This is a genomic window from Sinorhizobium chiapasense (genome assembly GCF_045277575.1).
Classification (GTDB): Bacteria; Pseudomonadota; Alphaproteobacteria; order Rhizobiales; family Rhizobiaceae; genus Ensifer; species Ensifer chiapasense_A.
Genome location: NZ_CP144205.1, coordinates 1,791,783 through 1,811,368, shown reverse-complemented (window position 1 = coordinate 1,811,368; position 19,586 = coordinate 1,791,783). Strand labels below are relative to the sequence as shown.

Here is a 19,586-nt window from a genome sequence, read left to right as displayed (position 1 = left end):
CCTGCCGCAAAAGACGGCGCTATGCGCCGCGCGATCCGGAAGCCTGTCGAGATCCTGACTTTTCCTATCGTGATTGCGCCACGGAGATTGGCGCGCATGTCGCGAAAAAAAATCAAAAAAAGCCGGAATTCATCTTTGATTAAATCCTCAATAACCATCCGGTAACGATGTCCAGCTAATTGTTCTCTCGCGGCGGGGGAACTGCCGCGGGTCCGGATCAGGTAGAGCGTCCCGGGCTTGACGCGAACCTTCGGTGCGTTACTCCGAAGTGACCAGGTGTTTTTTTGGCGGCCGCATCCCTCTGTCGAGGTTGATGCGGCCTTCGCATTTCTGGGTCATCGTCGCCATAAAAAACCGCCCCAGATGGGGCGGTGGGAGGAAGCTCTGGGAGGGGAGCCCCGAGGGGCGAGGAATGCCCCGGTCGCTTAATCAGCCGACGTTCGACGTGCGGATGACGCCGAGCGGGCCGAAGGGAGCGTCGGCCACGAGGTTGCGCACGCGCGACTGGCTATTCGGAACCTTGGAGTTCCAGGCGATCTGGACGAAATTAGGCTTGCTGAAAATGTACAGCATGGACGTGAACCTTGAGAGGCCGGAGGCCTATCCTCCGGGGCTTGTTGCGGTGGCGGTGATATAGGTGTGCGCCGCAAAAAAATGAATGCCAAACTCGCCATGCCATGTCGCATTTGGGCTATCCGCTGCGGCGTTTTCGACAAGCCTTGCGACGGCGCGAAACATTGCGTGAGCACCCTGGCTCGATTGCGGCGAAATCGTGTCGAAACAGACCTTTGCCGCTGAGCGTTTCAGTGTTACCGATGGCCCCATGACACGCAGGATCATGTTGCAGGGAACCGGCTCGGATGTCGGAAAATCGGTACTGGTGGCGGGGCTCTGCCGGCTCGCTGCCAACCAGGGCTTGAAGGTCCGGCCGTTCAAGCCGCAGAACATGTCGAACAACGCCGCCGTTTCCGATGATGGCGGCGAGATCGGCCGGGCGCAGTGGCTGCAGGCGTTGGCCGCGCGCATGCCGTCGTCCGTGCACATGAATCCGGTGCTCCTGAAGCCGCAGTCCGATGTCGGCAGCCAGATCGTCGTCCAGGGCAAGGTGGCCGGCCAGGCGAAGGGGCGGGAGTATCAGGCACTCAAACCGAAGCTGCTTGGCGCGGTGATGGAGAGCTTCGAACAGATTTCGGCCGGTGCCGATCTCGTGGTGGTGGAAGGCGCGGGTTCGCCGGCGGAAATCAACCTCAGGGCCGGCGACATCGCCAATATGGGCTTTGCGACCCGCGCCGGCGTGCCGGTCGTGCTCGTCGGCGACATCGACCGCGGCGGGGTGATCGCCTCGCTCGTTGGTACGCATGCGATCCTGCCCGAGGAAGACCGGCGCATGGTCACCGGCTATCTCATCAACAAGTTTCGCGGCGACGTGACCCTGTTCGACGATGGCATTGCCGCCGTGAACCGCTTCACCGGCTGGCCCTGCTTCGGCGTCGTACCCTGGCTCAAGGCGGCGGCGCGGCTGCCGGCGGAAGATTCGGTCGTGCTGGAGAAACTGGCGCGCGGCCAGGGACGGGCATTGAAGGTTGCGGTGCCGGTGCTGTCGCGCATCGCCAATTTCGACGATCTCGATCCGCTTTCGGCCGAGCCGGAGATCGATCTTGTCTTCGTGCGGCCGGGCCACCCGATCCCTGACGATGCCGGCCTCGTCGTCATCCCCGGGTCGAAATCGACGATCGGCGATCTCATCGACTTCCGGGCGCAGGGCTGGGACCGCGATCTTCAACGCCATGTGCGCCGCGGCGGCCGGGTCATCGGCATCTGCGGCGGCTACCAGATGCTCGGCCGGCGCGTGAGAGATCCGCTCGGCATCGAAGGCGGCGAGCGGGAGGTCGAGGGCCTGGGGCTGCTCGACGTCGAAACCGAGATGGCGCCGGAAAAGACCGTGCGCAACAGCCGCGCCTGGTCGCTGGAGCACGACGTGGCGCTCGAGGGCTACGAGATCCACCTGGGCAAGACGCAAGGCGCGGATTGCGACCGGCCTTCCGTGCGCTTCGACGACCGCGCCGACGGGGCGCTTTCGGCCGATGGTCGGGTGATGGGCACCTATCTGCATGGCCTGTTTTCGAGCGATGCCTACCGCGCTGCCCTCCTGAAGAGCTTCGGCATCGAAGGCGGTACCAGCAATTATCGCCAATCGGTCGATGCGGCGCTGGACGATGTCGCGGGCGAGTTGGAGGCGGCGCTCGACCGGCACTGGCTGGACGGGTTGCTTGGACGCTAACCGGACGCCTTGGCTTAGTCGTGCCGAGCGGGCGCTGAAGTTCCTTGATCGGGCGCAGCGGCGGAAAGCCACACAGCTTTCGCTTTTCCGCTCTATTGCATGTCTCCTGAAATCGACTTCGGCTTGAAGTCGTCGACAAGGAGAGAGAGTTCGGCAGCCGCCGTGCGGAGAGGCAGGTGTTTCAATGCAGGACGAAAACACGCGGGCGCACTGGGATAATGCCTACCAGACAAAAGGTGAGGCTGGGGTCAGCTGGTTCGAGGATACGCCGGCGATTTCCCTCGATCTCATCCGCAGGCATACGGCAATCGCTTCGTCGTCGCTGATCGATATCGGTGGTGGCGCCTCGCGGCTGGTGGACGCATTGCTTGACGAGGGCATGAGGACGATCACGGTGCTCGATCTCTCGCCGGCTGCCCTGGGTGCCGCAAGGGCAAGGCTCGGTGCCCGCGCCGACGACGTGCAATGGGTTGCCGCCGACGTGACCGAGTGGGAACCGGATCAGAGCTACGACATCTGGCACGATCGCGCCGCCTTTCACTTCCTGACCGAATCGGAAGACAGGGCCGCCTATGTCGAACGGCTGACCGCGGCCGTGGCGCCCGGCGGGCACGCGATCATCGCCACCTTCGCCCCCGACGGGCCGGAGCGCTGCAGCGGCCTGCCGGTGGTGCGCTACGACCCGGCGACACTCGCCGCGGTGATCGGGCCGTCCTTCCGGCTGGTCGAGCATATGGAGCATCAGCACAGGACCCCGTGGAACTCGACCCAGGCGTTTCAGTTCAGCGTGCTGCAGCGGGTCTCTCACGGCGTCGCCGCTCTGTAGCCGGAAGAGCCGGCTCCATGGGCTAACGGATCTGCGAAAACGTGAAGGCTCTGTCGCCATGGTACCAGATGAACTCGTTTTCCCTGGCCTTCAGTCCTCCGGGATTGCGTAGCACCGCACCACAGAGGTTTGTTGTCTTCAGCCACAGGAAACAAACCTCGTCCTTCTCAAATCGGACCTCGACATCGGTCATGCGACCGGCGCCCATGGAAGCCCAGTCTCCCGTCAGGGCGGCTATGCCCTCAGGCGAAACGAAAGCTTCGTGTTCCTCCCCCGAGTCCAGCATGCGTCCACGCAATTGGTGCCCAAAGAACAATGAGCGGACATCTCCGGCCGGTAGCCTGTTTTGGATGCTGAAGTCGGCATCCATCAAGGCTTCGGGCACGCCTGCCAGGCGCAAGCCCTGACGGAACCTCTCGCTGGCATGCGGCTTTGCCAGGTCCAGCGGTGGGTGCCCCAAGAGGGTGACAGCAACTCCACCGCGGCTGACGCGAAGCGCGTTGAAACGCGCGATCGCCGCCTCGGCTTCGGGGCGGCGGCCGAGATGCCCGGCGGTCGAGGCAAGGAGAAGGAAGGATCCGTCGTCCTCGGGGTTGAGCTTGATACTGCTGCGCGCCGACGCCGCTGCGGCCTTGAAGTCCTCCAGGCTGAATTGAGTCAGCCCGAGAACGTAGATGAAAAAGGATGGCGGGTGGGGATCGAGGCGCATGGCCGTACGGATATAGGGCAGAGCCTCTGCCGGGCGGCCGGCGGAGGTCAGAACGAATGCCGTCAGCGCGTAGCTCCAGGAGTCGCCGGGTTCGAGCGCGATGGCCTGCTTGAGTTCGGCGAGCGCGTCGGCATGCTGCCAGTCCGCTTCCGCCAGGAGAGCGGCCGCCTGGTGGGCCAGCGCTGTTCTATGCGTCTGCGCGGTACGCAGATATTGCCACGCCTTCGCTCTCGCTTCGGACCGGGAGATGCCCAGTTGGTAGTGCCAACGCCACAGATAAATGCGAGCGTAGACCATGGCCGCTGCGCCGTAGGCGCGTCCATAGGCAGGATCGAGCGCGATCGCCTGCTCGAAAAAAGGCACAGCCTTCGCGAAGTCTTCGGGCGTCGTGCGCCGGTTGTGCTCCCATCCGCGCAGGAACGCATCGAAAGCCGCCGGCACTGTCGTTTCCTTTCGCCCGAAGGCCATCTGCTGGTCGGGATCCAGCCGAAGCGCCAGTGCCTCGGCAATCCCGCGCATCACTTCGTCCTGCAGCGCGAAGACATCGGAGAGCGAACCGTCGAATTTCCCGGCCCATACGTTTCCGCCACTGAGTGAGTCTATGAGCTGGGCGTTGATGCGGAGCTGCTCTCCGGCCCGCTGCACGCTGCCTTCGAGCACATATCTGACACCGAGTTCTTCCGACACCTGCCTGGGCGTCACCGACTTATCCTTATAGGTGAAGGTCGAATTGCGCGCGATGACGAATAGGCCAGACACCTGGGCTAGTTCGGTGACAAGGCCGTCGGTCATGCCATCGGCGAAAAAATCCTGCTTGGGATCATCACTCACATTGGCAAACGGAAGCACTGCGATCGAGGGTTTGTCCGCCGCGCTCAGGTCCAATGCCTGAGCCTGACTGTTGTCCGCCGGCGGCTCCCACGGGCGCCACCAAGCCACGCCGGCGGCGGCTGCGAAAACAACCGCAGACGTTGCTAGCGCCGCCCAGCGTCTGGCATGGCGCGCCTTGACCCTTGCCTTTCCAGCGTGGGCTTGATCGAGCAAGAGACGATAGGTCCGCACCGGCTTTTCGACATGTTTCAGGCGCTGTTCGCCGAGAAAGACGAAACCGACATCGAGGTGCTTCTCGACCTGGTCGTAAGCCGTGCCCGAAATGACGATGCCACCCGGTTCGGCAAGGCTCTGCAGCCGCTCGGCGATGATAACGCCATCGCCCTGGATGTCGTCGCCTTCGACGATCACGTCGCCAAGATTGATGCCGATGCGGAATTCCAGCCGGCCCGCGTCGGCCCCGCGGCTGTTGGATTTCGCGCGCTGCACTTCCACCGCACAACGCACCGCCTCGACGACACTATGGAACTCGACCAGCAGGCCGTCGCCCATGGTCTTGATCAGCCGGCCTCGATGCGCGGCGATCTTCTGTTCGAAAAGATCGTGCAGGTCGGCCTGAAACCGGGCGCAGGTACCCTCTTCGTCGGCTTGGGTGAGTAGTCCATAGCCGCAAACGTCGGCAATCATCACGGCGGCGAGCCTGCGTTCCATCTGCCTTCCGGATAATCGAAGCCCCTATTCCGGCTAGTCTACCGCAATATCCGGTGTCGCTAAAATAAAGTTCACGGCGATGGTGTGCCGCTTTTTACTCTTCAATTGCGCCGCGTCTGCTTCCCGTCCGACAAATCGTCGCGCGGCGCAACTCGGTGGCCAAGGTGTCGCAAGCGTCGATTGACTTTGCGCTGCCCGCTTCCTAATCATCTGACGTTGGATGGTTTCCCCGTGTCGTGGCGACATGGGGGAATAATTGGGAATGCGACGGATGGACCCAAATCGGGCATCCTTATCGCAGCCGACCCCGCGACTGTAGAACGGTCAGGGTTCGCCATCGGGCTCGAAGCTTTGGCTTGCCTGGCGATTGCATGGGGCAATCGCGGCAGATCGGAAACGAGCCGGAAAAGCCACTGGCGTGGCATCGTGATCAACCGGGTTGGACGCCTCTTCTTCTACGAATCGTCCGCCTTTCACGAGACCGCCCACAGCGCCCTCGCGTCGGAGACGACGCGCAAAGATTCGCTGTGGCACCGGAAAGCGCCGGGAAGGTGAGGCGGGCCGCTCGGGTCCTGACATCGGAACCTCGCCCTCGCGGGCGAGGCGATGCGGGAAGCCGTGACGCCGTGAGCCAGGAGACCTGCCATCCGGCATGGGCATTCCGCCCGAGGAGACCCGCGGTCTCCAACGCCATCACGGAGGTTGTTTTGGCTCACAGATATTTTCCCGACCGCGCCGCCGGCGCGCCGAACGATCGTTGCCATCTGCCGCTGACCTCGGCGTGTTGAGGCGGCGGCGATGAGCAATTCCAGCGCCGGCCCCGTTCTGGTCCTCGGCGGCGCCCGTTCCGGCAAATCCAGCTTTTCCGAGAGGCTCGTCGAAGCGTCCGGGCTCACCATGCACTATGTCGCGACAGGCCGCGCCTGGGACGACGAAATGCGCGAGCGGATCGACCATCACAAGGCGCGCCGCGGGCCAAACTGGACGACGCATGAGGAGCCGCTCGATCTCGTCGGCATCCTCAGGCGAATCGATGATCGCAATCATGTCGTGCTGATCGATTGCCTGACGCTGTGGGTCACCAATCTCATGCTCGAAGAGCGCGACATGGCGGCGGAGTTCGCCGCCCTTGCCGCCTACCTTCCAGAGGCGCAAGCGCGTCTCGTCTTCGTTTCCAACGAGGTCGGCCTCGGCATCGTGCCCGAGAACCGTATGGCCCGCGAGTTTCGCGACCATGCCGGCCGGCTTCACCAGATCGTTGCGGAGAAATCCGCTGAAGTTTACTTTGTCGCGGCCGGTTTGCCGCTGAAAATGAAGGGTTGATCAATGACCACTGCGAAGGCCAGCCACGGCAAGATCCCGGCGACCGTCATCACCGGCTTCCTCGGCGCCGGCAAGACGACGATGATCCGCAACCTGCTGCAGAACGCCGACGGCAAGCGCATCGCGCTGATCATCAACGAGTTCGGCGATCTCGGTGTCGACGGCGACGTGCTCAAGGGCTGCGGCGCCGAGGCCTGCACCGAGGACGACATCATCGAGCTCACCAATGGCTGCATCTGCTGCACCGTCGCCGATGATTTCATCCCGACCATGACGAAACTGCTCGAGCGCGAGAAGCGCCCGGACCACATCATCATCGAGACTTCGGGCCTTGCTCTGCCGCAGCCGCTGGTCGCCGCCTTCAACTGGCCGGATATCCGCAGCGAAGTGACCGTCGATGGCGTCGTGACGGTGGTCGACAGCGCCGCCGTTGCCGCCGGCCGTTTTGCCGACGACCATGACAAGGTGGATGCGCTGCGCGTCGAGGACGACAATCTCGACCATGAAAGCCCGATCGAGGAACTGTTCGAGGACCAGCTCACCGCCGCCGACCTCATCGTCCTCAACAAGACCGATCTGATCGACGCTTCCGGCCTCAAGGCCGTGCGCGACGAAGTGTCCTCGCGCACCAGCCGCAAGCCGACCATGATCGAGGCGAAGAACGGCGAAGTCGCCGCCGCCATCCTGCTCGGCCTTGGCGTCGGCACGGAAGGCGAGATCGCCAATCGCAAGTCGCACCACGAGATGGAGCACGAGGCGGGCGAGGAGCACGACCACGACGAGTTCGACAGCTTCGTCGTCGAGCTTGGTTCGGTCGCTGATCCGGCTGCCTTCATCGATCGCCTGAAGGGCGTGATCGCCGAACACGACGTTCTGCGCCTCAAGGGCTTTGCCGACGTGCCCGGCAAGCCGATGCGCCTTCTGATCCAGGCGGTCGGCGCCCGCATCGATCAATATTACGACCGCGCCTGGGCGGCCGGCGAAAGGCGCGGCACGCGCCTCGTCGTCATCGGCCTGCACGACATGGACGAAGCGGCGGTGCGCGCCGCGATCACCGCGCTCGTCTAGATCATTGCTTGAGTGAAATGATCTAACGTATTGAAATGATGCAGTTCCGGACGGAGGTCGCTTTCGGCGTTTTCGTTCGGGATTGCCCGAACGGACAAAACGAATGCATCTGCTTCTCGCCCAGAAAGGAACGATCGCCGACGGCAACGAAGCTATCGACCTGGGGCAAACGCCGGCCGACATCCTGTTCCTGTCGGCCGCCGACACCGAGCTTTCCTCGATCGCCGCCGCCCACGGCCACCGCGACGGTGGCCTCAGCCTGCGCATCGCCAGCCTCATGAACCTGATGCATCCGATGTCGGTCGACACCTATGTCGAGCGCACGGCGCGTCATGCGAAGCTGATCGTCGTTCGTCCGCTCGGTGGCGCCAGCTACTTCCGCTATCTGCTGGAAGCGTTGTACGCGGCCGCCGTCACTCACCGTTTTCAGATCGCGGTGCTGCCCGGCGACGACAAGCCGGATCCGGGGCTCGAGCCTTTCTCGACGGTTGCAGCCGACGATCGCCAACGGCTCTGGGCCTATTTCACCGAAGGCGGCGCCGACAATGCCGGCCTTTTCCTCGATTATGCCGAGGCATTGGTCACAGGTGCGGAGAAGCCGCAGCCGGCGAAGCCGCTCTTGAAGGCCGGCATCTGGTGGCCGGGCAGGGGCGTCATCGGGGTTTCTGAGTGGTTGGGCGTGGTGGGTGCGAGTGTACCCCCCTCTGTCCTGCCGGACATCTCCCCCACAAGGGGGGAGATCGGGGATGCGGACGCTCGCTCCGAGGTGGGCGGAGAGCGTGGGGCGCGTTCCGGGCAGACCGATTTGTCCGTTGCCGCCAAGTCGAGCGGTGCAGTTGCTGCCGTTACACTAACCGCCGACCTTAGTTTTGGGCCGAGCGCTCACCCCCAGCCAATCTCCCCCCTTGTGGGGGAGATGTCCGGCAGGACAGAGGGGGGTAACGCCTCCACAAGCGCAACGGTCGCCATCTGCTTCTATCGCGCCCTCGTCCAGAGCGGCGAGACCCGACCAGTGGAGGCGCTGATCGATGCGCTGGCGCAAGAAGGTGTCCGCGCGCTGCCGGTCTTCGTGTCGAGCCTCAAGGATGCCGTCTCGGTCGGCACGCTGCAGGCGATCTTTGCCGAGGCGGCGCCCGATGTGGTGATGAACGCCACCGGTTTCGCCGTCTCCTCGCCCGGGGCCGACCGGCAGCCGACGGTCTTGGAATCGACCGGTGCGCCAGTGCTGCAGGTAATTTTTTCCGGCTCGTCGCGGGCGCAATGGGAGACGTCGCCGCAAGGGCTGATGGCGCGCGATCTCGCGATGAACGTCGCGCTGCCGGAGGTCGATGGCCGCATTCTTGCGCGGGCCGTCTCCTTCAAGGCGGCATCGATCTATGACGCCAAGGTCGAGGCCAATATCGTCGGCCATGAGCCGCTTGAAGATCGTGTGCGCTTTGCCGCCAGCCTCGCCGTCAACTGGGCGAAGCTTCGCCGCACCAGGCCTGCCGAACGCCGCATCGCCATCGTCATGGCCAACTATCCGAACCGCGACGGTCGCCTCGGCAATGGCGTCGGGCTCGACACCCCGGCCGGTACCGTCGAGGTGCTTCGCGCCATGACGCGGGAAGGTTATGCCGTCGGCGAGGTGCCCGGGGATGGCGACGCGCTGATGCGTTACCTGATGGCCGGCCCGACCAACGCGGCAAGCCGCGATCGTGAAATCCGCGAGCGAATTTCGCTTAGGGATTACAAGGCCTTCTTCGATTCGCTTCCGAAACGGATTCAGGATGAGGTCGGTGGTCGATGGGGCGCGCCCGAGGCCGATCCCTTCTTCCTCGACGGCGGCTTCGCCCTGCCGCTCGCCCGCTTCGGCGAGGTTGTCGTCGGCATCCAGCCGGCGCGCGGTTACAACATCGATCCGAAGGAAAGCTACCACTCGCCGGACCTCGTGCCGCCGCACGGCTATCTCGCTTTCTATGCCTTCCTGCGCCAGCAATTCGGTGCGCAGGCGATCGTGCATATGGGCAAGCACGGCAATCTCGAATGGCTGCCGGGCAAGGCGCTGGCGCTGTCGGAGAGCTGTTATCCCGAGGCGATCTTCGGGCCGCTGCCGCACATCTATCCCTTTATCGTCAACGATCCGGGCGAAGGCACGCAGGCCAAGCGCCGCACCAGCGCCGTCATCATCGACCACCTGACGCCGCCCCTGACGCGAGCCGAATCCTACGGGCCGCTCAAGGATCTGGAAGCGCTCGTCGACGAATATTACGACGCCGCCGGCGGCGACCCGCGGCGGTTGCGGCTCTTGAGCCGCCAGATCCTCGATCTCGTGCGCGACATCGGTCTCGACAGCGACGCCGGTATCGACAAGGGCGACAGCGACGACAAGGCGCTGGAAAAGCTCGACGCCTATCTCTGCGACCTCAAGGAGATGCAGATCCGCGACGGCCTGCACATCTTCGGCGTGGCGCCCGAGGGGCGGCTGCTGACGGATCTCACCGTGGCGCTGGCCCGCGTGCCGCGCGGCCTCGGCGAGGGCGGTGACCAGAGCCTGCAGCGGGCGATCGCGGCGGATGCGGGGTTGGGTGGAAACGTACCCCCCTCTGTCCTGCCGGACATCTCCCCCACAAGGGGGGAGATCACGGATGCGGGCGCTCGCACTGTATCGGCCGGAGAACTGGAGGCGACGGCGATCGCGGATCCGAGGGTAACGGCTGGCGGCCGTGCAACCGTCGCTGACGTGATTTTGAGAGCGAGCGGCAGCCCCACGCCGATCTCCCCCCTTGTGGGGGAGATGCCCGGCAGGGCAGAGGGGGGTATCCCGCCCCACGCTCAACCCTTCGACCCTCTCGATTGCGTCATGTCGGACCCCTGGACCGGCCCGAAGCCCGCCGTGCTCGCCGATCTCTCCGACGCTCCTTGGCGCACGGCCGGCGACACCGTCGAGCGCATCGAGCTCCTAGCCGCAAAACTCGTCTCGGGCGAACAGACGTGCCCCGGCGACTGGGCCAATACCCGCGCCGTGCTCGACGAAATCGCCACCCGCCTCAAGCCCTCGATCTCCGGCTCCGGCGCGGCCGAAATGACCGGTTTCCTCACCGGTCTCGATGGCCGTTTCGTCGCCCCTGGACCCTCCGGCGCGCCGACCCGCGGCCGGCCGGACGTGCTGCCGACGGGGCGCAATTTCTATTCCGTCGACAGCCGCGCGGTGCCGACACCGGCGGCCTATGAACTCGGCAAGAAATCGGCGGAACTTTTGATCCGCCGCTATCTGCAGGATCACGGCGAATGGCCGTCGTCCTTCGGGCTCACCGCCTGGGGCACGGCGAACATGCGCACCGGCGGCGACGACATTGCCCAGGCGCTGGCGCTGATCGGCGCCAAGCCCGTGTGGGACATGGTCTCGCGCCGGGTGACGGGCTACGAGATCGTGCCGCTTGCCGTGCTCGGGCGGCCGCGCGTCGACGTGACGCTGCGCATTTCCGGTTTCTTCCGCGATGCCTTCCCGGACCAGATCGCGCTCTTCGACAAGGCGATCCGCGCCGTCGGCGCGCTGGAAGAGGATGATGGCGACAACATGATCGCGGCGCGCATGCGGGCCGAGGCCCGGCGGCTGGAGGCGGCGGGCGTGGACGCCACGGAGGCGGCCCGTCGCGCCTCCTACCGCGTTTTCGGCGCCAAGCCGGGGGCCTATGGCGCCGGCCTGCAGGCGCTGATCGACGAGAAGGGCTGGGACACCAAAGCCGACCTCGCCGAGGCCTATCTCACCTGGGGTGCCTATGCCTATGGCGCCGGCGAGGAGGGCAAGGCCGAGCGCGATCTCTTCGAGGAACGCCTGCGCACGATCGACGCGGTGGTGCAGAACCAGGATAACCGCGAGCACGACCTGCTCGACAGCGACGACTACTACCAGTTCGAAGGCGGCATGAGTGCCGCTGCCGAACATCTGGGTGGCAACCGACCCGCGATCTACCACAACGACCATTCGCGGCCGGAAAAGCCCGTCATCCGTTCGCTGGAGGAGGAGATCGGCCGCGTGGTCAGGGCGCGCGTCGTCAATCCCAAGTGGATCGATGGCGTCATGCGCCACGGCTACAAGGGCGCGTTCGAGATTGCCGCGACGGTCGATTACATGTTCGCCTTTGCCGCGACGACGGGGGCGGTCCGCGATCATCATTTCGAGGCCGCTTATCAGGCCTTCATCGTCGATGAACGGGTGGCCGACTTTCTGCGCGACAAGAACCCGGCCGCCTTTGCCGAGCTTGCCGAACGCTTCCTCGAGGCGATCGACCGCAATCTCTGGACCCCGCGCTCGAACTCGGCGCGATTTGAACTTGCCGATATCGGCAACGCCGCGACCCGGCTTCGGGCCGGCAACGAATAGAGGAGTTCCGGGCAGCGGTTTTCCGTCCGGAATTGCTTGGAAGCAAAGACCTGGTTCCGTTTCGCTGTTCAGTGCAAGGCGGAACTGAACGGAGAAGGGATGAGGAAAAACGCGTGCGGTTTTCCGCCGGCATCCCGCTGATTTGATGAGGGAGTGATCATGAGCGACGAGACGACAGTGAACGGCGAGGCCCCCGCCGAGAAGGATGATGCCCGCCACGCCATGAAGATGGCGAAGAAGAAGGCGGCGCGCGAAAAGATCATGGCGACGAAGACGGACGAGAAGGGCCTGATCATCGTCAACACCGGCAAGGGCAAGGGCAAGTCGACCGCCGGCTTCGGCATGATCTTCCGCCATATCGCCCACGGCATGCCCTGCGCCGTCGTGCAGTTCATCAAGGGCGCGATGGTGACCGGCGAGCGCGAGCTGATCGAGAAGCATTTCGGCGACATCTGCCAGTTCTACACGCTCGGCGAGGGCTTCACCTGGGAAACGCAGGACCGCGCCCGCGATGTGGCGATGGCGGAGAAAGCCTGGGAGAAGGCGAAGGAACTGATCCGCGACGAGCGCAACTCGATGGTGCTGCTCGACGAGATCAACATCGCGCTGCGTTACGACTATATCGACGTCGCCGAAGTGGTGCGCTTCCTGAAGGAAGAAAAGCCGCACATGACCCATGTGGTCCTGACCGGTCGCAACGCCAAGGAGGATCTGATCGAGATCGCCGATCTTGTCACCGAGATGGAACTGATCAAGCATCCGTTCCGCTCCGGCATCAAGGCGCAGCAGGGCGTCGAATTCTGATGAGCCAGAGCTGGCAGCCCTGCAGCGCCGTGCATCCCCGGGACGCGCAAAGGCCGCTGTAGCACTTGGAGGCCTGCATGTTTTTCGCCCTTAAATCGGCATGCCGATTTAAGGAGCCATGTTGTCTGCCGTCCGCGAATTTGTTCCCCGAATGCCCGCTCGATCCAGCCGGCCCTTGATGGGGCTCCTGGAAGCACGCATATAGTTGCTCCACATGGTTTAGATCGCGGGTGAAGCTTGAAGACCGTTGCTAGAGTTGCGTTTGCTGTCGCATCGCTGTTGCTAATCGCATCATGCAGTGAAACCGGCTCATCCCAAACGACCAGGACCAGCGCGTCCGCGATCGAGAAGGCGGAAAAAGCAAAGGCGGCTCCGACACCAAAGATGAGCCGAAAGCAAAGAGCCGCGGCCGAAGCCGAGGCAAAGGCGCGTGCTGAAGCGCGCAGCCCTCGGCAATGCAAGACCCCCAAACAGACATGTGGTTACGGCGTGGGGCCGGCAGGCGAAGAATGCTCATGCTGGTCAACCACAGGCGCGCCCGACGTTGGCCTGACAGTCAAGTGACGTTCGCTTAAGTCGCGGTATCTCGTTGCGGTCTCGGCGAGCCGGGAACTGTCTCAAAGCCCCAGCCAGATCCTGAGGGGATGCGACGGATCGGCGAGCAGGCGAACGGCGAGCGCAATCGAGACGATGACGAGCAGCGGCTTGATGATCTTGGCGCCCTTGGCCATGGCGTAGCGCGAGCCGACCTGGGCGCCGAGGAACTGGCCGAAGCCCATCATCAGGCCGACCTTCCAGAGGATGGCGCCGAAGAAGAGAAAGACGCCGAAGGCGCCGATGTTGGAGCCGAAGTTCAGGAACTTCGTGTGCGCGGTGGCCTTCAAGACGCCGAAACCTGCAAGCGTCACGAAGCCGAGCATGAAGAAGGAGCCGGTGCCGGGGCCGAAGACGCCGTCATAGAAGCCGATCAGCGGCACGAGGGTGAGCGTGAAGACGAAGGGCGTGACGCGGCGGTGCTGGTCAACGTCGCCCATGTTCGGTTTCAGGCCGAAGTAGATCGCGATGGCGATGAGAAGGAAGGGAAGGACCGCCTTCAGCACGTCGCCGGGAACGACGGTCGCGAGCAGCGCGCCCAGCACGGAGCCGGCCGCCGACATCAGCGCCATCGGCAATTGCTCCCTGAGGTTCACGTGTCCGCGCCGCGCATAGGAAAGGCTTGCCGAGCCGGAGCCGAACAGCGCCTGCAGCTTGTTGGTGCCGAGCGTCTGCAGCGGCGGGATGCCGGCGATCAGCATGGCGGGAATGGTGATCATGCCGCCCCCGCCGGCGATCGAATCGATGAAGCCGGCAATGAAGGCGGCAGCAAACAGGAAGGCGAGCAGGTGGAAGGCGAGATCTTGCACGGGAGGGACTCGGGGAGGGAGCTGTCGTGAGGGCTTTTCCGCCTTGTGTCAGAGCCGGGCGCGTTTTGCAAAGCCTTCTGTGGCGGCGGCGCGGCGGCTGCAGCTCGTAAATGAGCAAAACACCCAAGGATTCAAAACCTTGTTCTGAGTCGCTGTGTTTTCGGATGGGGCGCCGGCGATGAGCGGCGGCCGGAAGAGGCTGTCAACGCGATAGAGTGTGTAGGCAGCCGTCTTCGCCAATCGCGACATGGCGATGGCGCAATCCGGTTTGACCGGCCTCACGCGCTTCGGTAAAAATGACGGATATGCGACGGCGTCCGCTTTGGCGGACTGAAAGAGCGTCCGGTGCGGCCGACCCAATCAGGGGGCCTTCAGTCGGTGCTGTCCAGATCGGCCCCGGAACATCTGTTCCAGCCGGCGCTTCGTTAAGGAGAACCGACGAGGGGAGCCGGCCACCGATGGCATCGGTTAGGGGATCAAGGCAATTCCAGCAAAAATGCGCAGCGGTTTTGCGTCCGGAATTGCGTGAAAATAACGCGCTGGTCGAGACGACGAAAGCAGGGGGCGGACTGGTGCTCGGGCTCGGCTGCGAGCGGCGAACGCCGGTCGACGAAGTGATCGCGCTTGCTGAGCGCGCCTTGGCTGCCGCCGGTGCGGCGCCTGCGGATCTCCGGCTTGTCGCCTCGCTCGATGCCCGCGCCGAGGAACCGGCGATCCTGGCGGCAGCGAAACATTTCTCCGTTCCGGCGGCATTTTACGATGCGGCCACCCTCGAAGCCGAGGTTCACCGGCTCGCCAACCCCTCCGAGATCGTCTTTGCCCATACGGGCTGTCATGGCGTTGCCGAAGGTGCCGCGCTCGTCGGCGCCGGGGAAGAGGCCGTGCTGATCGTGCCGAAGATCGTCTCTGCGCATGCGACGGCGGCGCTTGCCGGCCCGCTGAAAGGTGCGGCAGCGCGCGCGCCGGCTGCGGCCGAGGTCGTCTGATGCGAGCTTATGTTGTTGAATTGAATCAATCTTTTGTCCGGGTTTGCTCTAAAATGGAATCCGGTTCTTCGCAGATGAAATTAGGCGCACCGGCAAGCGGTGCCGGTATACAGGGTGGGCAACACGAATGATCGACGACCTCTTTGCCGGATTGCCGGCGCTCGAGAAAGGTTCGGTCTGGCTCGTCGGTGCCGGCCCCGGCGATCCCGGTCTCTTGACCTTGCATGCGGCCAATGCGCTGCGCCAGGCGGATGTGATCGTGCATGATGCGCTGGTCAACGAGGATTGCCTCAAGCTCGCGCGGGCAGGTGCCGTGCTCGAGTTCGCGGGCAAACGCGGCGGCAAGCCGTCACCGAAACAGCGCGACATCTCGCTGCGGCTGGTCGAGCTCGCGCGGGCCGGCAACCGGGTGCTGCGCCTCAAAGGCGGCGACCCCTTCGTCTTCGGCCGTGGCGGCGAGGAGGCGCTGACACTCGTCGAACATCGGATCCCGTTCCGCATCGTGCCCGGCATTACCGCGGGCATCGGCGGGCTTGCCTATGCCGGCATTCCCGTCACCCATCGCGAGGTCAATCACGCGGTCACCTTCCTCACCGGCCACGATTCCTCCGGCCTGGTGCCGGATCGCATCAACTGGCAGGGGATTGCCAGCGGCTCGCCCGTCATCGTCATGTATATGGCCATGAAACATATCGGCGCGATCACCGCCAACCTCATTGCCGGCGGGCGCTCGCCGGACGAACCGGTCGCCTTCGTCTGCAATGCCGCAACGCCGGAACAGGCGGTGCTCGAAACGACGCTTTCGCGCGCCGAGGCCGATGTCGAGGCGGCCGGGCTGGAGCCGCCGGCGATTGTCGTCGTCGGCGAGGTGGTGCGGCTTCGGGCGGCACTCGACTGGATCGGCGCGCTCGACGGGCGCAAACTTGCCGCCGATCCCTTCGCCAATCGCATGCGCAGGAACCCGGCATGAGCGGACTGCTGATCGCAGCACCCTCGTCGGGCTCGGGCAAGACGACGGTGACGCTCGGGCTGATGCGCGCGCTGAAGAAGCGCGGTGTGACAATTGCGCCGGGCAAGGCCGGGCCCGACTATATCGATCCCGCCTTCCATGCGGCGGCAACGGGCGAGCCCTGTTTCAACTACGATCCCTGGGCGATGCGCCCGGAACTGCTGCTTGCCAATGCCTCACAGGCGGCCGCGGGCGGCCGCACGCTGATCGTCGAGGCGATGATGGGGCTGCATGACGGTGCCGCTGATGGCTCGGGAACGCCAGCGGATCTCGCGGCGACGCTCAATCTTGCCGTCATTCTCGTTGTCGATTGCGCCCGCATGTCGCAGTCGGTCGCTGCACTCGTTCGCGGCTACGCGGATCACCGCAGCGATATCCGGGTGGTTGGCGTCATCCTCAACAAGGTCGGCAGCGATCGGCACGAGAAGATGCTCTGCGATGCCCTGGAACGGGTGCGCATGCCCGTGTTCGGCGTGCTCAGGCAGGACAGTGCGCTTCAACTGCCGGAGCGCCATCTGGGTCTCGTGCAGGCGGGCGAGCACGGAGCGCTCGAAGGTTTCATCGAGGCCGCCGCAGCGCGGATCGAGGCGGCATGCGACCTCGATGCCATCAGCCGCGCTGCAGCGATCTTTCCGCGCGGATCGGCCACGGACATCGAGCGGCTTCGCCCGCTCGGCCAGCGCATCGCCGTGGCGCGCGATATCGCCTTTGCCTTCTGCTACGAACATCTGCTGTTCGACTGGCGGAGCGCCGGCGCCGAAATCTCGTTCTTCTCGCCGTTGGCGAACGAAGCGCCCGATGCTGCGGCCGACGCTATCTATCTGCCGGGCGGCTATCCGGAGCTGCGTGCGGGGCAGTTAAGTGCGGCTTCAACCTTCCGTTCCGGCATGCTTTCTGCTGCCGGGCGGGGAGCCCGGATCTTCGGCGAATGCGGTGGCTACATGGTGCTCGGCGAAGGACTTGTCGCCGCCGATGGCGCACGCTACGACATGCTCGGCCTGCTGCCGCTGGTAACCAGTTTCGCCGAGCGCAGGCGGCACCTCGGCTATCGCCGGGTCGTGCCTGTCGACAACGCCTTCTTCGATGGACCCATGACGGCGCACGAATTCCACTATGCGACCATCGTCGCCGAAGGTGCGGCCGACCGGCTGTTTTCGGTGAGCGATGCGGCCGGCGACGATCTCGGCCATGCCGGTCTGAAACGCGGCAACGTTGCCGGGTCCTTCATGCACCTCATCGATATTGCGGGTGAGCCATGAGCGCACCGATCGTTCACGGTGGCGGCATCACCGAAGCCGCGGCGCGCTTTGGCGGCCGGCTCGAGGACTGGCTCGATCTTTCGACCGGCATCAATCCATGCCCCGTCGCCTTGCCCGAGGTACCCGAGCGCGCTTGGCATCGGCTGCCCGATCGGCAGACGGTCGATGAGGCACGGTTGGCAGCCCGGGAATATTACCGCACCAATGGCGTGCTGCCGTTGCCCGTGCCCGGCACGCAATCGGTGATCCAGCTTTTGCCGCGTCTCATGTATGAAAACGGGAAGACGCCGGCGAACAGGCGCGTCGCGATCTTCGGGCCGACCTATGGCGAATATGCCCGCGTGCTGTCGGCGTCCGGCTTTGCTGTCGATTGCGTGGACAATGCCGGTGCCGTGAGTGCCGAGCATCGTCTGGTCATCGTGGTGAACCCCAACAATCCGACCGGCCGTGCCTTCGCCCCGGCCGATCTTCTGGAACTGGCCGCGCGGCAGCGCGCGAGCGGCGGACTGCTGCTGGTCGACGAGGCCTTCGGTGATCTGGAGCCGGAACTGAGCGTCGCCGGCCATGTGCACGGTGAGGGCAACCTCATCGTCTTCCGCTCCTTCGGCAAGTTCTTCGGGCTTGCCGGTTTACGCCTCGGTTTTGTCGTCGGCAGCGAGCCGGTCCTCGCTGCGTTTGGCGATTGGCTCGGCCCCTGGGCTGTTTCCGGCCCGGCGCTGACCATTTCCCGCGCGCTGATGCAGGGCGATACGACAGCGATTGCCGCCGGCATTCGCGAGCGGCGCGCGGGCCTCGATACCGCGCTTGATGGGGCAGGGCTCAAGCGGATCGGCGGCACCGGGCTTTTCGTACTGGTCGAGCATCCGAGGGCCGCTCTGCTGCAGGAGCGGCTCTGCGAAGCCCATATCCTCACGCGCAAGTTCGACTATGCGCCCGAGTGGCTGAGGATCGGTCTGGCGCCTGATGCGGCGGGTGACCGGCGGCTGGCGGATGCGCTTGCCCGGATGGAACTCTGAATGTCCAGCACCACCCTTTTCGTCCTCGCGCTGGCGCTGGTGATCGACCGTCTCGTCGGCGATCCGGATTGGCTGTGGGCGCGCCTGCCGCATCCCGTGGTCTTCTTCGGCAAGGCCATCGCCTTCTTCGATGACAGGCTGAACCGCGAGGATCTGGCGGATGGCGCGCGCAAGCTTCGCGGCGTCGTCACGATCGTGCTGCTCGTCGCCGTCAGCGCCTGGCTTGGCCACCTGCTGCACCGCCTGTTCGCCACCTTTGGCCCGTTCGGCTTCCTGCTGGAGGCGATGCTGGTCGCCGTCTTTCTGGCGCAGAAGAGCCTGGCCGATCATGTGCGCCGCGTCGCCGAGGGCTTGCGGCAGGGCGGGCTGGAAGGGGGGCGGAGTGCCGTTTCGATGATCGTCGGCCGCGATCCGAAGACGCTCGACCAGCCGGCGGTCTGCCGCGCGGCGATCGAAAGCCTCGCCGAGAACTTCTCCGACGGTGTCGTGGCGCCCGCCTTCTGGTATGCAATCGCCGGTCTGCCCGGTCTCATCGCCTACAAGATGCTGAATACGGCCGATTCGATGATCGGCCACAAATCGCCGAAATATCTGCACTTCGGCTGGGCTTCGGCGCGGCTCGACGATCTCGCCAACCTGCCGGCAGCGAGGCTCTCGATCCTGCTGGTCGCCGCCGGCGCGCTGATCCACCGTGGCGCGCGCGCCGCCAAGGATGCGCTCGTTGTAGCCCTTCGCGACCACGGCCTGCATCGTTCGCCGAATTCCGGCTGGCCGGAAGCGGCGATGGCCGGCGCGCTCGATCTGCAGCTTGCCGGCCCGCGTATCTATGGCGGCGTCAAGGTCAGCGAGCCGATGATCAATGGTCCGGGTCGCGCTGTTGCTCAAAGCGAAGATATCGATGCCGGCATCGCCGTATTCTATGGCGCCTGCACGGTGATGACCGTTGTCGTCCTGGCCGTCGCGATGATTTGATCGCTTCGGCGGAACCCGTCCC

At 64.7% G+C, this 19,586-nt stretch carries 14 protein-coding genes and 1 riboswitch; of the genes, 11 read left to right on the top strand and 3 right to left on the bottom strand.

Going from position 1 to position 19,586, the window contains the following annotated elements:
- Nucleotides 1-429 precede the first annotated feature (429 nt).
- On the bottom strand, nucleotides 430-573 hold the full coding sequence (locus tag QM996_RS08745; RefSeq protein WP_173516819.1) for a hypothetical protein: 144 nt from the start codon (nucleotides 571-573) through the stop codon (nucleotides 430-432).
- A gap of 250 nt (nucleotides 574-823) precedes the next feature.
- Between QM996_RS08745 and QM996_RS08740 the strand changes: the two genes are divergently transcribed.
- Nucleotides 824-2,281 carry a cobyric acid synthase CobQ gene (locus QM996_RS08740; RefSeq protein ID WP_500270085.1) on the top strand — a complete coding sequence of 486 codons (1,458 nt, stop codon included), beginning with the start codon at nucleotides 824-826 and terminating at the stop codon, nucleotides 2,279-2,281.
- A gap of 184 nt (nucleotides 2,282-2,465) precedes the next feature.
- On the top strand, nucleotides 2,466-3,107 hold the full coding sequence (locus QM996_RS08735; RefSeq protein WP_500270084.1) for a class I SAM-dependent methyltransferase: 642 nt from the start codon (nucleotides 2,466-2,468) through the stop codon (nucleotides 3,105-3,107).
- Between the two features lie 22 nt (nucleotides 3,108-3,129).
- On the opposite strand, the gene QM996_RS08730 is transcribed toward QM996_RS08735, so the two are convergent.
- Entirely contained in the window at nucleotides 3,130-5,358 is a 2,229-nt protein-coding gene (locus QM996_RS08730; protein WP_500270083.1) for an adenylate/guanylate cyclase domain-containing protein, read from the bottom strand.
- A gap of 203 nt (nucleotides 5,359-5,561) precedes the next feature.
- Nucleotides 5,562-5,778: riboswitch (cobalamin riboswitch) on the top strand.
- A gap of 378 nt (nucleotides 5,779-6,156) precedes the next feature.
- On the opposite strand from QM996_RS08730, the gene cobU reads away from it, so the two are divergent.
- The 4 genes from cobU (at nucleotide 6,157) to cobO (ending at nucleotide 12,919) form a co-directional block, all read left to right on the top strand.
- On the top strand, nucleotides 6,157-6,681 hold the full coding sequence (cobU, locus tag QM996_RS08725; protein WP_500270082.1) for a bifunctional adenosylcobinamide kinase/adenosylcobinamide-phosphate guanylyltransferase: 525 nt from the start codon (nucleotides 6,157-6,159) through the stop codon (nucleotides 6,679-6,681).
- A gap of 3 nt (nucleotides 6,682-6,684) precedes the next feature.
- On the top strand, nucleotides 6,685-7,749 hold the full coding sequence (gene cobW, locus QM996_RS08720) for a cobalamin biosynthesis protein CobW (RefSeq protein WP_500270081.1): 1,065 nt from the start codon (nucleotides 6,685-6,687) through the stop codon (nucleotides 7,747-7,749).
- Between the two features lie 103 nt (nucleotides 7,750-7,852).
- Nucleotides 7,853-12,115, top strand: a complete 4,263-nt coding sequence (cobN, locus tag QM996_RS08715) for a cobaltochelatase subunit CobN (RefSeq protein WP_500270080.1) — start codon at nucleotides 7,853-7,855, stop codon at nucleotides 12,113-12,115.
- A 159-nt stretch (nucleotides 12,116-12,274) separates the two neighbouring features.
- Nucleotides 12,275-12,919: a cob(I)yrinic acid a,c-diamide adenosyltransferase gene (gene cobO / locus QM996_RS08710; protein WP_500270079.1), complete on the top strand. Its 645-nt coding sequence runs from the start codon at nucleotides 12,275-12,277 to the stop codon at nucleotides 12,917-12,919.
- Nucleotides 12,920-13,536: 617 nt separating this feature from the next.
- On the opposite strand, the gene QM996_RS08705 is transcribed toward cobO, so the two are convergent.
- A complete protein-coding gene (locus QM996_RS08705; RefSeq protein ID WP_500270078.1) occupies nucleotides 13,537-14,322 on the bottom strand; it encodes a sulfite exporter TauE/SafE family protein in 786 nt (261 codons plus the stop codon).
- A 521-nt stretch (nucleotides 14,323-14,843) separates the two neighbouring features.
- Here QM996_RS08705 and QM996_RS08700 point away from each other — a divergent pair.
- The 5 genes from QM996_RS08700 (at nucleotide 14,844) to cbiB (ending at nucleotide 19,564) form a co-directional block, all read left to right on the top strand.
- Nucleotides 14,844-15,308: a cobalamin biosynthesis protein gene (locus QM996_RS08700; RefSeq protein WP_500270077.1), complete on the top strand. Its 465-nt coding sequence runs from the start codon at nucleotides 14,844-14,846 to the stop codon at nucleotides 15,306-15,308.
- 130 nt (nucleotides 15,309-15,438) lie between these two features.
- Entirely contained in the window at nucleotides 15,439-16,278 is an 840-nt protein-coding gene (gene cobA, locus QM996_RS08695) for a uroporphyrinogen-III C-methyltransferase (protein WP_500270279.1), read from the top strand.
- Nucleotides 16,275-17,576: a hydrogenobyrinic/cobyrinic acid a,c-diamide synthase gene (locus QM996_RS08690; protein WP_500270076.1), complete on the top strand. Its 1,302-nt coding sequence runs from the start codon at nucleotides 16,275-16,277 to the stop codon at nucleotides 17,574-17,576. The genes cobA and QM996_RS08690 overlap by 4 nt, the downstream gene beginning before the upstream one ends.
- The gene (cobD, locus tag QM996_RS08685; protein ID WP_500270075.1) at nucleotides 17,573-18,592 is read left to right on the top strand and encodes a threonine-phosphate decarboxylase; all 1,020 of its coding nucleotides are present in this window, start codon (nucleotides 17,573-17,575) and stop codon (nucleotides 18,590-18,592) included. Before QM996_RS08690 ends, cobD begins: the two co-directional genes overlap by 4 nt.
- Nucleotides 18,593-19,564 (top strand): cobalamin biosynthesis protein CobD/CbiB, encoded by a 972-nt coding sequence (gene cbiB, locus QM996_RS08680; protein WP_500270074.1) that lies wholly within the window; start codon nucleotides 18,593-18,595, stop codon nucleotides 19,562-19,564.
- The last annotated feature ends 22 nt before the right edge of the window (nucleotides 19,565-19,586 follow it).